21 protein-coding genes and 2 tRNA genes are annotated in these 14,014 nt (G+C 57.8%); 7 read left to right on the top strand and 16 right to left on the bottom strand.

Annotated elements, in window-relative coordinates; translation table 11 throughout:
- Both K3180_RS12425 and K3180_RS12420 read left to right on the top strand, forming a co-directional pair.
- On the top strand, positions 1-306 hold a 306-nt coding region (locus K3180_RS12425), incomplete at its 5' end, for a hypothetical protein (RefSeq protein ID WP_221541264.1).
- A 45-nt stretch (positions 307-351) separates the two neighbouring features.
- A complete protein-coding gene (locus K3180_RS12420) occupies positions 352-1,194 on the top strand; it encodes a hypothetical protein (protein ID WP_221541263.1) in 843 nt (280 codons plus the stop codon).
- A 62-nt stretch (positions 1,195-1,256) separates the two neighbouring features.
- On the opposite strand, the gene K3180_RS12415 is transcribed toward K3180_RS12420, so the two are convergent.
- A complete protein-coding gene (locus K3180_RS12415) occupies positions 1,257-2,036 on the bottom strand; it encodes an acyl-CoA thioesterase (RefSeq protein WP_221541262.1) in 780 nt (259 codons plus the stop codon).
- A 124-nt stretch (positions 2,037-2,160) separates the two neighbouring features.
- On the opposite strand from K3180_RS12415, the gene K3180_RS12410 reads away from it, so the two are divergent.
- Together K3180_RS12410 and K3180_RS12405 are read left to right on the top strand one after the other, a co-directional pair.
- Positions 2,161-2,234, top strand: a tRNA-Cys gene (locus K3180_RS12410).
- Positions 2,235-2,254: 20 nt separating this feature from the next.
- Positions 2,255-2,327 (top strand) — tRNA-Thr (locus K3180_RS12405).
- A gap of 317 nt (positions 2,328-2,644) precedes the next feature.
- On the opposite strand, the gene K3180_RS12400 is transcribed toward K3180_RS12405, so the two are convergent.
- Entirely contained in the window at positions 2,645-3,775 is a 1,131-nt protein-coding gene (locus K3180_RS12400) for a class I SAM-dependent methyltransferase (protein ID WP_282098566.1), read from the bottom strand.
- 408 nt (positions 3,776-4,183) lie between these two features.
- A complete protein-coding gene (locus tag K3180_RS12395; RefSeq protein WP_221541260.1) occupies positions 4,184-4,483 on the bottom strand; it encodes a hypothetical protein in 300 nt (99 codons plus the stop codon).
- 383 nt (positions 4,484-4,866) lie between these two features.
- Here K3180_RS12395 and K3180_RS12390 point away from each other — a divergent pair, with 383 nt between their 5' ends.
- The 3 genes from K3180_RS12390 (at position 4,867) to K3180_RS12380 (ending at position 7,338) form a co-directional block, all read left to right on the top strand.
- Positions 4,867-5,283 (top strand): hypothetical protein, encoded by a 417-nt coding sequence (locus K3180_RS12390; RefSeq protein WP_221541259.1) that lies wholly within the window; start codon positions 4,867-4,869, stop codon positions 5,281-5,283.
- A gap of 321 nt (positions 5,284-5,604) precedes the next feature.
- Positions 5,605-6,408, top strand: a complete 804-nt coding sequence (locus tag K3180_RS12385; RefSeq protein ID WP_221541258.1) for a hypothetical protein — start codon at positions 5,605-5,607, stop codon at positions 6,406-6,408.
- A gap of 264 nt (positions 6,409-6,672) precedes the next feature.
- On the top strand, positions 6,673-7,338 hold the full coding sequence (locus K3180_RS12380) for a hypothetical protein (RefSeq protein ID WP_221541257.1): 666 nt from the start codon (positions 6,673-6,675) through the stop codon (positions 7,336-7,338).
- A gap of 67 nt (positions 7,339-7,405) precedes the next feature.
- Here the strand turns inward: K3180_RS12380 and K3180_RS12375 are convergent, their stop codons facing one another.
- From K3180_RS12375 to K3180_RS12320, 13 genes are all read right to left on the bottom strand, one after another.
- Complete coding sequence (locus tag K3180_RS12375) at positions 7,406-7,591, bottom strand: hypothetical protein (RefSeq protein WP_221541256.1); 186 nt, start codon at positions 7,589-7,591, stop codon at positions 7,406-7,408.
- On the bottom strand, positions 7,584-7,784 hold the full coding sequence (locus tag K3180_RS12370) for a hypothetical protein (protein WP_221541255.1): 201 nt from the start codon (positions 7,782-7,784) through the stop codon (positions 7,584-7,586). Before K3180_RS12370 ends, K3180_RS12375 begins: the two co-directional genes overlap by 8 nt.
- Positions 7,769-7,966, bottom strand: coding sequence for a hypothetical protein (locus K3180_RS12365; RefSeq protein WP_221541254.1), 198 nt, complete (start codon positions 7,964-7,966; stop codon positions 7,769-7,771). The genes K3180_RS12370 and K3180_RS12365 overlap by 16 nt, the downstream gene beginning before the upstream one ends.
- Positions 7,963-8,394 carry a DUF5681 domain-containing protein gene (locus K3180_RS12360; RefSeq protein WP_247710536.1) on the bottom strand — a complete coding sequence of 144 codons (432 nt, stop codon included), beginning with the start codon at positions 8,392-8,394 and terminating at the stop codon, positions 7,963-7,965. Before K3180_RS12360 ends, K3180_RS12365 begins: the two co-directional genes overlap by 4 nt.
- Before the next feature lie 437 nt (positions 8,395-8,831).
- Positions 8,832-9,125 carry a hypothetical protein gene (locus K3180_RS12355; RefSeq protein ID WP_221541253.1) on the bottom strand — a complete coding sequence of 98 codons (294 nt, stop codon included), beginning with the start codon at positions 9,123-9,125 and terminating at the stop codon, positions 8,832-8,834.
- On the bottom strand, positions 9,122-9,256 hold the full coding sequence (locus K3180_RS13035; protein WP_425594528.1) for a plasmid mobilization protein: 135 nt from the start codon (positions 9,254-9,256) through the stop codon (positions 9,122-9,124). Before K3180_RS13035 ends, K3180_RS12355 begins: the two co-directional genes overlap by 4 nt.
- 201 nt (positions 9,257-9,457) lie before the next feature.
- On the bottom strand, positions 9,458-9,961 hold the full coding sequence (locus tag K3180_RS12350) for a hypothetical protein (RefSeq protein WP_221541252.1): 504 nt from the start codon (positions 9,959-9,961) through the stop codon (positions 9,458-9,460).
- A gap of 140 nt (positions 9,962-10,101) precedes the next feature.
- Positions 10,102-10,284 carry a hypothetical protein gene (locus K3180_RS12345; protein WP_221541251.1) on the bottom strand — a complete coding sequence of 61 codons (183 nt, stop codon included), beginning with the start codon at positions 10,282-10,284 and terminating at the stop codon, positions 10,102-10,104.
- 202 nt (positions 10,285-10,486) lie between these two features.
- Complete coding sequence (locus K3180_RS12340; RefSeq protein ID WP_221541250.1) at positions 10,487-10,948, bottom strand: hypothetical protein; 462 nt, start codon at positions 10,946-10,948, stop codon at positions 10,487-10,489.
- Positions 10,941-12,455 (bottom strand): DUF3987 domain-containing protein, encoded by a 1,515-nt coding sequence (locus tag K3180_RS12335; RefSeq protein WP_221541249.1) that lies wholly within the window; start codon positions 12,453-12,455, stop codon positions 10,941-10,943. Before K3180_RS12335 ends, K3180_RS12340 begins: the two co-directional genes overlap by 8 nt.
- A complete protein-coding gene (locus K3180_RS12330) occupies positions 12,452-13,366 on the bottom strand; it encodes a DUF7146 domain-containing protein (protein WP_221541248.1) in 915 nt (304 codons plus the stop codon). The genes K3180_RS12335 and K3180_RS12330 overlap by 4 nt, the downstream gene beginning before the upstream one ends.
- A complete protein-coding gene (locus K3180_RS12325; protein WP_221541247.1) occupies positions 13,363-13,605 on the bottom strand; it encodes a hypothetical protein in 243 nt (80 codons plus the stop codon). Before K3180_RS12325 ends, K3180_RS12330 begins: the two co-directional genes overlap by 4 nt.
- Entirely contained in the window at positions 13,602-13,856 is a 255-nt protein-coding gene (locus K3180_RS12320; RefSeq protein ID WP_221541246.1) for a hypothetical protein, read from the bottom strand. The genes K3180_RS12325 and K3180_RS12320 overlap by 4 nt, the downstream gene beginning before the upstream one ends.
- Positions 13,857-14,014: the final 158 nt, after the last annotated feature.

Genomic DNA, 14,014 nt, shown 5'->3' with positions numbered 1-14,014 from the left:
GTAAGTGAAGAAGGTCATTCCAAGGGATTAACCTCGGCGAGTGGCCTTCGACAAGCTCAGGCTGAGCGGGTGTGGTGTGAAGGCGAGTTGGGTAGATCACCACCCCAAGCCGGACGTTCCGGCCTGATTTTCGGGGACAAAAGATTTCCCGGGACAGTATATCTAATTCAGTTCCATGATACTGGCGTGGGGTGTTGGCTGACAATGATCGCAGCTTGCGCTGGGATGACGAAGTCGGGCGGAATGATTCCGGTGGGCGTTGTTGGCTTTCTCCATGCCAACTCCATCACGTTCAACCTATTGTGAAAAAACCACTTTCCTACACACGCCGGATTTGTCTTGACCTCGTGGATGACCATACATCCACTCCCCAGCTCGCCCGAGCGGCCCGGCGTTTCCGCTGCCCCGATTGCCCCTGAAACCAATAGCGAAGCCGTTGAAGCAGACTCTAAGGAAGTGCTTCCCGCGCCCGCCGATCCGCTGCGCCATGACGGTTGGACCCGCGCCCGGCAGGCGGCGTTCCTGCGCGAGCTGGCGGCGACGCATAATGTCGCCGCGGCGGCGCGGGCGGTGGGGATGAGCCGGCAGTCGGCTTACAAGCTGCGCGCCCGATTGCGCGGCACGCCGTTCGACAAGGGGTGGGAGGCGGCCTTCGTCACCCGCTTCGACGTCCTGGCCGAAGCCGCGCTCGACCGCGCGCTCAACGGGGTCGAGGTGCCGCATTACTACAACGGCGAACTGATCGGCACATCGCGCCGCTACGACGAACGGCTGACGCTGGCGCTGCTGGCCATGCGCGGCAGTTTTGTTCGCAAACCAGTCAGCGACTACGATCCCTCCAGTGCCTTCGAAAGCGACGATCTGGCCGCGCTGAGCGATCGCGTCGAACAGGGGCCGGAGGCATGGCGGGTGGCCCCCGACGAGGAACTCGATGTGCGCTACGGGGTAGTCCGGAATGGAGAGACGGACGAGACGGACGAGACGGACGAGACGGACGAGACGGACGAAACAGACGAGGCGGACGAAGCAGACGAGACGGGCGAGATAGACGCAGCGGACAAGACCGTCACACCAGGCGAGATAGACGCGGTAGACGAAGCTGGTTTGGCGGATGAAACCGGTGCGGAGAGCAGCGACGCAAATGCGGCCGGGGGCGGGGCCAATATACGATCTGTCACCTGCAGAATATTATAAAAAATGCTATATATTTCAATGCACTGCTGGCGATATGCCTGGTTGACACACTGTCGCTTTCGTCACCCGAACACCGCCACGCATTGCATGCCGTCCATCACCTGTTGCCCGTCCGCATTCCACAGCCGCAGCCGCTCGCTGGAATAGCCCTCCGCCGCGTGCTGGCTGGCGTTTTCGGACAGCCACCAACCGTCGCGGGTGGCAGGCCGGGTGTCGAGCAGGTTGAAGCTCCAGTTGATCGAACTGATCGGGCCCTGGCGCTGCATCGCCCGCATAGCACCGGGCGGCATGACATCGCCCAGCAGGATAAGCTCGCTTACCGGATCGAGGCCTTCGCGCGTCGTCAGGCGTGCCCAGCGGCGAACCACAGGCTCGCCGGGTCCGCGCAGGTCCTGTGCGCGGCGTAGCTCGAAATTGTTCTGGATGAAGGCTGGGCCCATGCCTTCCATCACTTGTTCCGCATTTTCGGGCGGACCCGGCCAGTCGGCAATCTCCGCTGCTTCATGCTCGGCGTTCGCTTCGCGCTCCGTGCCGAACAGCCAGAAGGCGGTGAGTGTGCATTGGCCCTCGCACCAGAGTTCGCTACGGACCTGCGTCACATTGCGTCCCTGCCTTACGATTTCGCGCTTCAGTTCGACCTCCGGCCCGGTTGGCGCGACGAATGCCACCTGGCCTGCGCGCAGCGGCGGCAGGTCGGGGAAGGCCCGCACGGCGGCGGTATAGGCGATCAGCGCCGAAGCGCCGCCATATAGCGTGCGGCCCTGCAGCCAGTGGTCGAGATTGTCGAAGCGGACGGAGCCGCCCTCGGCGGTGATCGGATCGGTAAGGCTGGCGATACTCATGCCTCTCCATCGCGTGTGCCGCGCGAGACGTCCAGACTGACGTTACGTAAGCCGGTGCGCAAGGCGATTGCATTGCTCCGGCAGAATCGCTAGTGGGCCGCTTCCCGTCCGAGAGGCCGGGCGAGGCCCGATGGCGGAGTGGTTACGCAGAGGACTGCAAATCCTTGCACGCCGGTTCGATTCCGGCTCGGGCCTCCACTTCTCTGAATAGAGAATGTGCCGCTTTAGCTCAGTTGGTAGAGCACATCATTCGTAATGATGGGGTCAGGTGTTCGAGTCACCTAAGCGGCACCGCTACCTTTTCTGCGGGTTTCATGGTGGACTGATCGCCCGCCAGAGTAAGCCGAAAACAGCCCTAGCAATCACCTAGCTATCACGATGCGGCAAAATATCGCCCCCAGCAGGTCGAGTAGGGGCCGGGGCCGACAGCGTGCCAATAGTGTCATTAGTGCCATTAGGTTGCTAGCAATCACCTATCAAGCAGAACGCATGCATGAAGGGCAAATCAGGGCGGGAAGCGGACGCTGGCCTTTCATCCAGCAAGTACGGTTTCTTTTCATTGAGAACTACCGACGCACATCGAAGAGTGATCAGACCAATCGAGTAAATCAGGTGTCGCGCGAGAGAACAGCTGCTAGTTCGAGAAGTCTGCTAGAATCGAGTTCGCCCACCAATCCAATAGCCGACTGTCCTTCTTTCCAATAGGCTACCGCAACACCGTTATCAGCCTCCATCATGGGCAGCGCGCCGAAGGTAGTCTCAGCCTGCGCTGCGAAGAGCGAAATGGTTTCGCCCGACGGGGTTTTCACTGACACCATGACTGAATTGCCTAGGTCAGATGGGTAGAGTTGGGCGTCCAACACGGTCCATCCTGAAGGCAAGGCAGGAAGGTTAATACCTGTCACGTCGAGAATTTCGCGCCGGTTGAGCTCGATGATCTCAGTTTGCGATGTCATTTCCCATCGGACCTGGCTCGCACTGTAGGCCTCTTGCGCCTCATTGACGAAAGAGGCCGCACTTGCCCGCGTGGAAAAATCGCCCAACCATTCGTTTGCAAACCAGCCAGAGGCAAACAATGCAGCTAACCCAGCGACCCGGCGCCAGCGAATAGTCCGGGCATTGTCGTTGGCGAACCGCGGTCGTGATGAAGCATGGGTGTTAGAGCCGTCAGCCTTCCGACCCACTAATGTCCCCTTGCTACTCTCATTTTCCCTTTCGAAGTTAATCTCAGGCCATTTGCGCCGCCACCGCTTTGCAACCACCCGCTCTCCGGGCCTAGCGGCGTCATCCAAAAGAATTATCCCTCCCGGCGCGAGGCGCTTGAACAGTATCTCGGCAGCTCCGCGCACAAACGGATGAACAGCCCAAGGTGGACCATCGATGATGATCAGGTCAATTTGGTCCGGCAAATGGTCGAGCTCATACCATCTTCCGGGCCACCCCTCGATAGTGGCAGTTAGTGGGGCGCAACGGATTTGAGCCGTTACCCCCTCGCTAGCTAACCATTCCCCGGTCGCAGCTACAAAATCGGCATGCTGATCGAAACTGAACAACTTTCCTTGTCCGTTCTGTTGCATAGCCTTGGCACAGACGAGGGTTGAGGCTCCTGCTCCTAGTTCAACGACAACTCGCGGCTGCAGTTCCTCGACAGCGTCGACAATTCGGTGCAAGAATCCAGTGTCAGCCTTCCAGCTCCCAAGGTTCGGCAGAGCGCCCGCACCCAGCGAAACCCTGTTCATTAGTTCGTACTTGCTACGCTGGGTCCCACCCCAGAGACTTTTTAAGAGCCAAGGCCAGCCTATCGCTCCAAAGGCCACGCGATAGAGGACATCGGAGATTGGAGATGCTGCTCTGGTTTCATTATGATCCCGAAGCGAGAGAAGGCCAGTGGTATGGCGTGACGTCATTATGGGTGTCCAACAAAGCAAAAAAGCGTGAGGGCAGATGAGGCTCCTAAATTTTCGCTAGCATGAACTCTTCCCGATCCGCACCAAGAATGATGTCGAATGTGGAAGGGCGAAAGCCTTGAATGCCATTTGAGTTAATTCGGTTCGAACGCCCGGAATTTTAGTCGGCAGTCGAATGTCCGCAATTGGTCAGCACTGCACAGGGCACAAGTGGCAAGAACGGGGTGGAAACCGGACGCGCTAATCGGAAGAGAGCTGCTCTGAAGATTTACGTTTCGCTAGAGCCATAGAACGCAAAGTTTTGATGGCGACGACGGAAATGGCCAAGATAGGCAAAGCGAAAGAACCCATCAGCCATAACTGCAATTCTTCTGGCGCATAGGGAGCATAAGCGACTACGCATCCCGCGAAGACAAGAGCAACTAGTGGAACGCACGAGTACAGAAGCCGAACCCGCCATTGCAATGAAGGTGAGGCGTACAGGTAAGCATACCTACAAAGCATCACAGTAACCGCCAAAAGGACGAGAGATTCGATCATTGCCGGCTATCCTTCAGGCTGTTGCTTAGCAACATTTCAAAGAGTGGCAGGCTTGGACATAGTCCGCAATCAGGTCGGCAACGGAAGGTCTGGATTTGGCGATCAACCCGTCGGTCGCAAATGGCAAGAACGGGGTGGATTGCGGACGCCGTACTTCACTTGCAAATGGTCACTGAGGTATTGCTGGATCTCGCTCAAGACGACATATCGAAGGATATGATTTTCGGAAGAAACCTGGACCGCATGGAGGAGATTTTCCTTCGCCAATTTGAACAAGAAGGAGATCGCCTCCTCTACCGTAAGCACGGTCGTGGAGCGCCGATCCCTGTCAGCGCGGAGGAGAAAAGGAGTTCGCGGTCAAATACCGAAAAGACAGCGGCAGAATGCTTTGGGCTGCTGTTGCCATCACCGTGCTAGCAGTTGTGCTTAGCCATTTGATTGCTCCGAAATTCATAGATGAAGGCCCCGGTATCATTGTCATTTCTTTAGCGATGGTCGGGGGAATTTCTTTGCTGAGCGTGCGCAACTTCACTGCACCAGCAAGAGCATTGGAGCGCCGAACTCCTGTCGGTAGCGAGCTTAGCAAAGACGAATGGCAAGCGAAGCATTTCTCAACAAAAAGTTGGCTCCTGCTAGGATCGATCTTCTTAGTATCGACCATAATTTGCATTAGCGTTCTGACAGGTTCGGAATTGCAAAAATCGTCCGACTATTTCTGGGCTTTTGGAAGCGGAGTAATTTCGATTTTGGGTGCGCGGGCGTTATTGCTAAAACATCAGTTAGCGAAACGTTCAAACTGAGTTTCCGCCGACATAGCAATGTCCGAAATGGCGTCGCTAACTGTCAGTCCGCTTCTGGCATCTTGTATGCGAGACTAAAACGGCAAGAACGGGGTGGTTAGCTTCCGTTCTGCTTTTAGGATACTAAAGCAAGAAAGCGGACGCCGGGCCGATAAGCCCGGTCGGCAGCAATGCGCCCCCATTTCTGCAATTAAAGGCTGGCGTTCACTCCCCGAAAAGCTGCCATTAAAGACGGCGCTTCTGCCGCCAAACGCTTCCCGCGCGATAACCGCTTCGATTAGGATGTTTGGAGATAACGCGGTCTTGCGATATTATCACATCATGCGTTTAATCTTCTGCCCCTTGCTCGCACTGGGTCTCACTTTCACCGCTCACGCGCAAGACGGACCGACCGCTTCGCTGAAAGAACTGCGCGCGGGCGATGCGATGGCGCTGGCTGACCGGCTCCTGCCTGCCGACGCCCGAGGCGATGTTGTCAGCGGCATCGTGCGGCGCGAATATCACCTTCCCGGACAGGCATTCGATGCGATTTACACCGGCAGCGTCCGCCCAGGGGCGGGGCAAACCTGCGTGCGAACCGAATACCGTGTCGTCTTGCATAACGAAACGGTCGACCCCAATGCCGAACGTGCCGATCCCACCGCTCTCTTGCCAGTCACGAAAACGTCTCGGCACGAAGAAATCGCTCTGGCAAACCCGAATAGCGCGGTCGGCTGCGCTACTTCGACTGGCTTCGTTCACGCGGACCGGCAGTATCCAGAACGGCAGGTCTACGCCTTGCGTACGTTGGCCGAAATGGTTGCGGTCGCTCGGGCAGGCGGGATCAATGATGAGCAGGTCGATTGCCGTACACAAGGCGATCTGTGCGATGGCGTGGCGCAACTCTCGAAGCTTGAGTTGAACAGTCTATCAGCGGTGCGGGTTACAAGCGGACGCAAGCAGTGCGATCCGTCTGAGGGCCGTGTACGAACGTGCTATGCCGAACCGATAGGGGCCGGCAATCCTTTCGAAATCGAAGCGACATTATCCGCCGGCCCGGTACAAATCTGGAAAGTCAGTTGGACTGCGGAGGATGGGAAGCCGCTCGCGCTGAGCCTGCGCAAATCGATGATCCCACTGTTATAGGATACGACAAAGGGCGGGATGCGCATTCGCCCCCGGCGCCCCACGTTCCCGTCCGGGGCAAAGCCCTTAATGCTTTTACCGACCTTACTCGGACATGGGCGCTGCTTCGGCCCCCGCTGCTGCCGGAGTAGCCGATCTGCCCGTCCGCTCTTGGCACCTGCGATGCGGGGCCAAAGCGGCAACTTCTGGGGTGGGAAGCGGACAATGCCTGACAAGTAGGCATCATGATTGACAGGGCGTTGACACTGAAAGAATGTGTCTTGCATGCACTCAGTCATTTTTCCCGTAGTTTTATCCGCCATTCTCGTTGCAATTCCTGAGCCATCTTCGGTCCCCGCCGAAGAACTTGGAGAGTTAATACTTGAAGAGCGTGCCTCACAGCCAATTGTAAGCCAGACCCTTCGCCATTCTCGAACCTTCCGCCCTTCGTCTGCGCTCGTCCTCAATGAAAAGGCATTGCGCAAAGGTGCTTCTTGCATTCGCACACAATGGCTAGTCAAACTGACACCGACTGGAGAGTCAGACGATACTAAGGTTTGGTGGGTCGACAGGCAAAAGGGAATGCGAAGCGAGCGGCAGATTGCGTTGGCGGATTCCTCAGGTGGATGTCCGAGCGAAGGTTATATCGCAGTATCGGACCTGGCCGTCATTGATCATGAGCAAGTGGCTTGGGGGCTCGCTCGTTATAGCGCCTTCCTGAATGGCGACAAAGAAGTTGCTTATCGTTGCATCGCTGAGGAGGAGTTATTTCGTGAAGCGTGTTCCGACATCGAGGAACTACGTTCTAGGCTTAGCGCAAGGAAACCGGCTTACGTCTCTTCCAATAGCCAGCATGTTCGAATCAAGATCGACAGAATGACCGACGCCGAGATCGACATCGCATCTCCCCACCAATTGACCATAAAATTGCATCGTCCAGCGATCTTCTAGCGGCATTCGCAACCCTTTTTTGCGCTTTGACCGCAATCGGGTCGTTTGCGGAATGTCCGGTTTTGGATCAGGAAGGCGCTAAGCCGACAAGGTGGATCAGGAGCGGCTCAGCCTCACATGGACCGTAGCGTGATTGCCATGCAGCAAGCTCCGCATCCACATCGGTTTCAGGCGTGACCAGCAGGACAGGACGCAGCGTGGGCGGCTGGCTCACCGTTTCCAGCTTTTGAAGTCTGGTAGCTAATCTAGGCATGGCACCCCGGCTTCCGGATAATCACACGCAGGATGGAATTGCTCTCACCGATAGGGCCATGCTCTGCCTCATAGTCTGCCGTGGCCTCCGCTTCCGTCTGCCCTACGTGTTGGATAATCCGCACCCACGGAACGAACCCGCCGAGCGTTCGCGTTTCCAAGGCTTCCAGCCTCCGCTTTATTGCTGCAACCATTCTCGAACCTCCTTTGAAAAGCCGCTTAGATCGCCATCGAACACTGGCGGGCTTTCGTTATCCACTCGGTCTTTTTCTTCGCTGGTCAACTGAATGCCAAGCCACTGCTTTGCCCATGGGGATAGCGAGCCTTCCCGCCTCACCCCTTCCAGCGCGGACAGCCTTCGCTTAATTCCATTCATTGCTTTGCCTCCAAAGCGGCCAATCGGGTTTCGAGGTCGCAGGTTTCCACTAGCTGCTTGTGCGAGGACAGCAGCGACATTACCCGCCCCGCCTCATCGGGTGTCACTTCACCAGCCGCCACAGCAGCCAGCAAGGCAGACGATGCGGCAACCGCGTCCTCTATCGAACGGATCGCAGGCAGAGCGAAGGTAACGGGCGAGTCTTTCCTTGCCGGTGAGATACGATCCAAGCACAGCCGCAGGGCGGTAGTGTCCCCCTCCAGCGCCTTATTGATTGCGGCACGCGTCAGGGCTTCATGTTCGCCCTCTAGCAATGCCTCGACAGCAAGCGTTGTCTTGTTACGCGAGCCGGGAGTGCGCCCCCCCATAGAGTTGCCGGGTGCGAACGTCCCATCCGGTTTCCTGCCGTTATTTTTCGGTTCTGCCATATAAGCCCCTCCCCGCTAAGCGGGGATCTCCCCGCCACCACCACCGCCAAGGTTGCGGAAGGTTGCCGAGACAGTGGCCGTTGCAGTCTGCCCGACCGAATCTGTTACTGTGACGCGGAAGAACCCGAACTCCGTTACCGGAAATATTGTAGCCCCGAAATTGGTTGTCGCCATTGTCGGAGAGTTGGGCGAACCTTCACCGCTTAGGCGAGTCCAAGCATAGGTGTAGGGCGAAAGACCCCCCACTGGCGTTGCCGTGGTTGTCGAGGTGTTGCCGTCCTCTTCCTCGATCATACCGCCACCCCTCCGCGAATGAGATTGGTTGCCGGGGTCCGACCGGCAGGGGGTAGCCAGACCCCGGCCCCATACGTGCGCCGGGCGGCACCGCTTGGGAGTTCGTCTTGTCCTGTGTGTTTCATGTTCCCCGCCATCGTCCGTTAGTGAACCGTGGGAGCGTAGCCCGTAGGCGCTCGCCTAAGATCGTCCGCGAGATAGGCAGCCAGTGCCGACCAGCCCTGCGGATGATCCAAAAGTGAAAGCATGTTGTCCGGAATGAGGGTGAGGCTGTCCCACACCTTCCCCTGATCTTCGCCAAGCTCGCCAGCCACATCGGCAGCAAGAACCTGTGCCGAATGAAAGCGCGCAGTTTCCGCCAGCCACCCTTGCTGGGCAGAAGTCGATTGCAGCGCCATTGACAGGATCGAGCCTAGAGAGGCCGGTTGCGGGGTCACTGTAGCCCCACCTTCTCACGCACCATCGAACGGAGATATTCGGAAACGGAGCAGCCTGCCCGTTGAGCACGAAGGGCCAGCGCCGCCTCAATGGACGGGCTGGCCCGGAATGAAATTCGCGAAGTCTGCATTCCCTCTCCCCTTCTGTCGTCTCGACGATGGGCGCACGCTCAATAATTCATCGAAGTGCAGGGTTTCGCTTAGCACAATTTTACGCGTAAGTCAAGTGACTGACAGGGCCAGCCGTCTCATTCGTTTCCATAATGTTCCGTTTGGGATCGAGGCTGGAGATGGTGTGGGCGAGTAAACTGGCTGAGCTTCGCCTCAGGCCTCTAAATATCGCCCCCAGGAGTAATCTTTGAAATCACCCGCTGGATCGTAACGTAAATCTTGACCACCATAGCGGCACTGAGGGCCACCATGATTACAGTGGTGGCGAACAGACATTCGTAGAGGATTGAGAACCACTGAGTGGGCATCTTTTCGAACTCGCCAGTGGGCAGGACAAAAGCCAAGAGTAGCAACAGGCTGGTGAGGAGAGAAACAGTTGCCAGCTTCGCAATGTTGCTGATGCTTCGATAGGTCGTTATGTCGAAGTCTTCATCGACATTTCGGATTACGCCTAGCATCGTGAGCATGAGCGCTATCGTTGTGGCCGAAGCGGTGGCAACTGCCGCTCCGAGATAAAGCCCTGCGCGGGAAAGGGCGTCGATCAACACTATTGCCTCTGCCGCACCATACACCCTGCCTATTGCTTCTCTCGCGACATACCCAAAAAGCAATACCAGCATGAATGTGGCAATGGCCGCTTTGCTGTGTCGGAAGAACTCGAACATCCCATCAAAACGAGATGATCGCACCAAAGTTTCTGTAACGATTCTGATTAAGCGTGGGACTATCGAGGGCGCACGGGTCGCCCACCTTCCGCCTTGCACACGTTCTGGATCGAGACCCAAGCGTATCGGGCCGGGTTAGACTAGATCAATTCGGTTATTGCGGTGACTATACCGAAGAGAACGAACACGCCAAGGAACAGCACCGTGCCGGTCGCCGCCATCGGAAGGGCGCGCAAGCGGGCCTTGTCGTCTGCCGCAGTCATGAGCTTCACCCAAGGGCCAATCGCCAATAAGGCCATGACCCCGACCATCGCTAGGAACATGAAGAACGCGTTAGACATGGCGAACCTATACTAGTGGACCAAGAACGGCGAGGTTGCCGACGCACTGGCGAAGGATGCACAGCGCCTATTCGGGTGAACCCCTAAACCTACCCCAACACTAAGGCCCGCCAGCACCACGCTAGCGGGCCTCTTTTTTGCCCTCTGCCCTGTCACGTGACATTCTGTGACCCCCAATCGGCGTTCATTTCCCTAACTCCCAAATGAGCGGGCAACCCTCAGCCCACGCCGAGTTGCGTTTGAAGGTTACGCCGTAGCTCCGCACCACAGCCCGAGGACCGTTGAACACGACAGAGCGGGACGATTGTAGAAGCTGGGCCATTCCCCCGGCAGGCGGATTGTCCACGTTCACCCCGAACAGGCTTTGTGCAGTCCACCCGTTGCGCACAGCATAGTCCGCGTGAGTTTCGTAAAGCCAGCACGCATCCAGCCAGAGTTGCCACCATTCCTTAGCGCCGAATCCGTCGGGCGGGTTTTCAGGATCGAGGGCGACCAGCTTGCTATGCCAGTGCTTGAGAATGCGAACCGGCGAGGCCGTGCCGTTAGTGTCATTAGTGTCAATAGGGGGGCTAATGGCACTATTGGCACTATTGGCACGCGGCTGGCCTTCCTCAATCTGCTTTGCTCTGTCCGACCACTTACCCATCGGACAGGACCTTAGGATTGACGATGTAGTTATGCGCCTTGCGCCCCGGAGTATCCCCGTCACGCTCTGCAACCGGCAATATCCAATCACCCTCAACCAAGTGTGCTAAGGCCGCGTCCAGTTCATCCGGCTTCTTTGGTCCGGGATAGCCAGCGCCCCGGCGAAGAGAACGAGCGTTGAATTTCTGAAGACGCAGGCCCCGGATATAGCGGGCAAGCACAGCCGCGTTCCGTTCGCTTTGAGACATCGCAGCATCGCCATAAACCCGAAGGGCCATTGGCTTGCAGTAAAGGTCCACGAAGTCAGCAGCGAGGCCTACCGTCTGCGCAGAGACTTCCCTTGGTTCATCGCCGCCATTGTCTGCCCACTTCAAAAGTTCGACAACCAGAGACAGGCGCAGCACCACACCCTTGAGCTTGCCGCAGAAGTTCTTGAACAGCGATCCGGCATCATCAATGCCCGTCTCGTTACCCTTGGCCCATTCGTCGAATATGTCGGCGGCAGCGGGCGACAGGGTGAGGATGCGGGCAACCTTGTCGCCAACCTCGTTCTCTGCCCAATCAAGCTCATCAAGGCGGCGATAGATTGCCTCCAGCCTTGCGCTATCTCCGCACCGCTTAGGGCGAGAGAACGGGCGAGGCTCAGGCCATGAAACCAAGAAGCGCGCCACCAGACCGTCATCGGCCCCCGTAATAAGGGGGATCATCTTGTCAGGCTGAATGCCACCAGCGACCGAAACGCCCGTAAACGGGATTGTAAGCGGGCCATCCTGCCCCTTGCGGTCGATAACGAACGAGCGCCCGCCGTATGCCTCAAGCCAGAATTGCCGCCCACCTGGAGCGTATCTGTCAAAGCTCGCCAGCCAGCCGGAAAGCTCATCGCGGTAGTGCAATGTTCCGGCAGGGTTGCCCGACAGGATCGAGGCCATAGCTTCCGGCGTAACGTCCTTGACCACCATACGGCGGCGCTGTGGCTGTTCAGGCTCGACAGCGACCATAGGCATAGCGGGAGTATCAAGCCCGTCCTTGGTGGCCTTCTTTACGGACTCCTGCCATTCGGCCCGCTCTGCCCTCGCACGCTCCAGTTCGCCAGTGTGATCCCGGAGCGCGTTACTGTGGCGCTCGGAATAGGCTTCTTCGAGACGCTTTAGCGGCCCCTCCATAACGCACTCTAGGCCCGAGGACTTATTGGACGAGGGATCGCCAACACCAGCTATCCAGAGGATTGCAGGCTCACGCCATTGCGCAATGTCGGCGTAAGGCTGGACCTTACGCTTGCCGCCGATCAGAGACGCGGCAGAGGATAGCAGGGACAGGGCGGGGTAATCAGGAGCGGAACCGGCCCCTTCCGCAAAGTCCTCTATCATCGGCCACAGGTCGCCAAACATATCCCCCGGCATAGGGACCGCCTTGCGCCGCCCTGCCGTAAGAACAGACATGTCCGGCTCGCCCCACAGGCTCACCACTTCCGCATTCTCGAATGCGCTTTTCATCGTCGCGGCAGTCATGCGCGATTCCCCACCAATTCATCGTTGAAATCTTTGTGCGGTGCGGAGGGGTAGAACACCCGGACCCCATGCCCGCGCTCAGTGAAAGCCTTACCCGCTTTCTCGGCAGCCGCTCGCCCAGCCGCGTCATTGTCGCCGCCTATCGCTACGTCACGGACAAAATCAGGCAGGCGCATACTCGGCAGCATCGAGGCCCCGCAGGCCACCCATACCGAGACCCCCAGAGCTTCGTGAAGTGACAGCCCATCCTCCAGGCCTTCAGTAACCACCAGCTTACGCGAGATAGGGGCCAGCCGGATTGCACCGCTACGCACCTTGCCAAGCGACAGCTTAGCCTTGGGAACGTCAGCCTTCCCCTTGCCATCGTCAGCAAGATAGGTGCGCTGTATGCCGCAGAGCTTTCCGTCCGCATCCGAGACAGCAGCAACGAGCGTTGGATAGTCACGCCCGCGCTTGCCGTAACGGAGAGAAGCGAACCGGATTGTCGGAGGTATTGCCACGGATATTCCGCGCCAGCGTAGATACGTCTCTGCAAGCGTTCCGTTGGCTGGCAATGTTGCCCGCCAGATCGAACGTGCTTCCTCGAACCTATCGCTACCCTCATCGGCTGGCGGAAGGGGCGCAATCTCCGTAGTGATTACATCGCCCGCGCCCAGCATTTCGGCAGCATCCCGAAGGCCAACGCCGTGCAGGCGTGACACGAAGTCGAACACATCGCCCTCCGCACCGCAGCCAAAGCACATGAAGCGTTTGCCGCCGCTGTAGATGGTGAAGGAGGGGGAGCGGTCCGGATGGAAGGGACAGCATGCTTTCCATTCCCGTCCCGCTTTATGGATCTTCACGACACCACCGACCACGCTTGGTAGAGGATTGGCATCGCGGATTTGCTCAAGGTCGAGCATTGCAGTCATAGCGTGCCCTCTCTGAATAAGTCATAGAAGTGGGAGCGGCAGGCGTAGAACTGCGCGACTTCCCGGCTGGTCACGTGACCGCCGCCCGCAACATGATTCAGCAATGCCCGATCATCGGGAGACCAGAAGGGCACATACTTGAGGAGAGAGGACGCCTCTTTGCCATAATACGGGTCAAGGCGATGGTCGCCGATGCGCAGTTGCCAGCGCACCGACTTAGTTTGGATTGAGAGCATCATGCCGCCACCTGCGAAATGCCGTGGCGCTTGCCGATCCAGCGAAGCCAATGCCGTTGAGCATGGCTTAGGCTGCCGTGTTGATAGAACACGGTTTGAAGAAACCGCGCCTCCCATTCATTCAGCCTGCGACCGAGCTTGAGCAGGTCGTGAGCCTCCAGTTGCGAGAACTTGTAGAGGCCGCGAACAAAACCTTCCGGCTCCGGAATGAACCATGTGCGGCCATCCCATTGCTTGAGCTTCATATCGCTCATCGCACACCGCCTTGGCGGTATTTCGCCAGACTGTTCCGCCGCTGTGCTGTATCTTTGTCGGAATAGCGTCGGCCATTCCGGTTATCGTCAGCCCAAGCATCCCGCGCCCGCAACAGTGCATTGCCAAAGCGCCTAGTTTCGTCTATATCGAACCCATC

The sequence above is a fragment of the Qipengyuania huizhouensis genome, assembly GCF_019711635.1.
GTDB classification, from domain to species: Bacteria; Pseudomonadota; Alphaproteobacteria; order Sphingomonadales; family Sphingomonadaceae; genus Qipengyuania; species Qipengyuania huizhouensis.
This window is presented reverse-complemented; position numbering and strand designations above follow the sequence as displayed.

Coding starts and splice junctions, on each gene's coding strand:
- K3180_RS12420 (WP_221541263.1), top strand. CDS start 352: ATGACCATACATCCACTCCCCAGCTCGCCCGAGCGGCCCGGCGTTTCC.
- K3180_RS12415 (WP_221541262.1), bottom strand. CDS start 2,036: ATGAGTATCGCCAGCCTTACCGATCCGATCACCGCCGAGGGCGGCTCC.
- K3180_RS12400 (WP_282098566.1), bottom strand. CDS start 3,775: ATGAACAGGGTTTCGCTGGGTGCGGGCGCTCTGCCGAACCTTGGGAGC.
- K3180_RS12395 (WP_221541260.1), bottom strand. CDS start 4,483: ATGATCGAATCTCTCGTCCTTTTGGCGGTTACTGTGATGCTTTGTAGG.
- K3180_RS12390 (WP_221541259.1), top strand. CDS start 4,867: ATGCTTTGGGCTGCTGTTGCCATCACCGTGCTAGCAGTTGTGCTTAGC.
- K3180_RS12385 (WP_221541258.1), top strand. CDS start 5,605: ATGCGTTTAATCTTCTGCCCCTTGCTCGCACTGGGTCTCACTTTCACC.
- K3180_RS12380 (WP_221541257.1), top strand. CDS start 6,673: ATGCACTCAGTCATTTTTCCCGTAGTTTTATCCGCCATTCTCGTTGCA.
- K3180_RS12375 (WP_221541256.1), bottom strand. CDS start 7,591: ATGCCTAGATTAGCTACCAGACTTCAAAAGCTGGAAACGGTGAGCCAG.
- K3180_RS12370 (WP_221541255.1), bottom strand. CDS start 7,784: ATGGTTGCAGCAATAAAGCGGAGGCTGGAAGCCTTGGAAACGCGAACG.
- K3180_RS12365 (WP_221541254.1), bottom strand. CDS start 7,966: ATGAATGGAATTAAGCGAAGGCTGTCCGCGCTGGAAGGGGTGAGGCGG.
- K3180_RS12360 (WP_247710536.1), bottom strand. CDS start 8,394: ATGGCAGAACCGAAAAATAACGGCAGGAAACCGGATGGGACGTTCGCA.
- K3180_RS13035 (WP_425594528.1), bottom strand. CDS start 9,256: ATGCAGACTTCGCGAATTTCATTCCGGGCCAGCCCGTCCATTGAGGCG.
- K3180_RS12350 (WP_221541252.1), bottom strand. CDS start 9,961: ATGTTCGAGTTCTTCCGACACAGCAAAGCGGCCATTGCCACATTCATG.
- K3180_RS12345 (WP_221541251.1), bottom strand. CDS start 10,284: ATGTTCCTAGCGATGGTCGGGGTCATGGCCTTATTGGCGATTGGCCCT.
- K3180_RS12340 (WP_221541250.1), bottom strand. CDS start 10,948: ATGGGTAAGTGGTCGGACAGAGCAAAGCAGATTGAGGAAGGCCAGCCG.
- K3180_RS12335 (WP_221541249.1), bottom strand. CDS start 12,455: ATGACTGCCGCGACGATGAAAAGCGCATTCGAGAATGCGGAAGTGGTG.
- K3180_RS12330 (WP_221541248.1), bottom strand. CDS start 13,366: ATGACTGCAATGCTCGACCTTGAGCAAATCCGCGATGCCAATCCTCTA.
- K3180_RS12325 (WP_221541247.1), bottom strand. CDS start 13,605: ATGATGCTCTCAATCCAAACTAAGTCGGTGCGCTGGCAACTGCGCATC.
- K3180_RS12320 (WP_221541246.1), bottom strand. CDS start 13,856: ATGAGCGATATGAAGCTCAAGCAATGGGATGGCCGCACATGGTTCATT.